Genomic DNA, 1,512 nt, shown 5'->3' on the forward strand with positions numbered 1-1,512 from the left:
TCGCTACTGCCGGCGTAGGTCAACGCATCGAGCACCGTCACCGCCGTATCGGGGCGCTCCCGCAGCGTGCCGTGCACGAAGTTCGCGCCGATGAATCCGGCACCGCCGGTGACCAGCAACCGCATGGGACAACAGTAGCGGCAGGTACGTTCGGCCCTCCCATCCTGGTCCTGCCGGTGCCTCACGCCACCACGTGCCGTGCACACACGCCGGCACCGTGCCTAATCTGCTCAGTAGTTATGGCAGGTCGCGGCGACCTGTTGGACGAGGCCAAACATCTGCTGTGCTCTTGGCGAACCCTGTACCTGCTGGATCATCTGCAGGCGTTGGCTCGGCGGCGAGGCGAGGAACCGCTGCAGACTGGTCTGCGCCAGCGGCGATGCGTTGAATTGCGCGGCAACTTCCGGATTGCTCGCGTTCAACGCGCTTATCACCTGCGGATAGCTGCAGGTGGTATTGATGATCGGGTCCAGATCGGGATCTGCGGACGCGACCCCGGCGACCCCGGCTCCAGCGATCGATGACAGCGCCAGACTGCCAGCCGCGACAGCCAGCGTGGCCAATGACAGTTTGCTCATATTCAGATTCCTTTCAACTGATCCCACCCACTCTCGTCGGTCGGCTCAAACTTTTGCTTGAGGTCATCTGCCCACTCCGTCGAGAAGGTCGAGTAAGTAACTGCCGTATCCCGATTTGACCAGGCATTCGGCGCGTTCGCGTAGCTGGTCGTCGCTGATGAAGCCACGCCGCCAAGCGACTTCCTCCGGGACACCGATGTTCAGGCCTTCACGCCGTTCGATGGTGCGGACATAGTTCCCGGCGTCGAGCAAGGAATCGAAGGTCCCCGTGTCCAGCCACGCGGTCCCGCGGCGTAGGACTTCTACCGACAAATCGCCCCTGTCGAGGTAAACACGATTGACGTCGGTGATCTCGTACTCGCCACGATCCGATGGCCGTAGCGAGGCTGCAATGTCGACCACATCGTTGTCATAAAAGTACAGTCCGGGCACTGCGTAATTCGAGCGGGGACGCTTCGGCTTTTCCTCGATGCAGATTGCGCGGCCGTGGGCATCGAACTCGACGACGCCGTATGCCGTCGGATCGGATACCCGATAGGCGAAAATTCCGCCGCCATGGATGTCACTGAAGCGGCCGAGCTGTGCCCCCAGGCCGGAACCATAGAAAATATTGTCACCCAGAATGAGTGCCACGGAGTCGGTCCCGATGTGGGCTTTGCCGATGACGAATGCGCGAGCGAGCCCGTCTGCAACCGGCTGAACCACATAGCTGATCGAGATACCGAACTGGGAACCATCGCCCAATAATCTTTCAAATGCCGCGACATCGGTGGGCGTCGTGATGACCAGGATGTCGCGAATTCCCGCAAGGATGAGAGTGGACAGGGGATAGTAGATCATCGGCTTGTTGAACACCGGCAGCAGCTGCTTGCTGGTGCCCACGGTGATCGGATGCAGCCGGGAGCCGACTCCGCCCGCGAGGATGATTCCGCGC

Annotated in this window: 3 protein-coding genes; all 3 read right to left on the reverse strand. The window is 61.1% G+C overall.

Annotation, left to right across the window (positions count from 1 at the left end):
- Positions 1-125: NAD-dependent epimerase/dehydratase family protein (locus AC2VON_RS09440; RefSeq protein ID WP_486952711.1), on the reverse strand; the 125-nt coding region annotated here is incomplete at its 3' end.
- Between the two features lie 105 nt (positions 126-230).
- Positions 231-578, reverse strand: a complete 348-nt coding sequence (locus AC2VON_RS09445) for a hemophore-related protein (protein ID WP_486952712.1) — start codon at positions 576-578, stop codon at positions 231-233.
- A 63-nt stretch (positions 579-641) separates the two neighbouring features.
- Positions 642-1,512: glucose-1-phosphate thymidylyltransferase RfbA (gene rfbA / locus AC2VON_RS09450; RefSeq protein WP_486952710.1), on the reverse strand; the 871-nt coding region annotated here is incomplete at its 5' end.

The organism is Mycobacterium sp. TH-M82 (assembly GCF_057473605.1).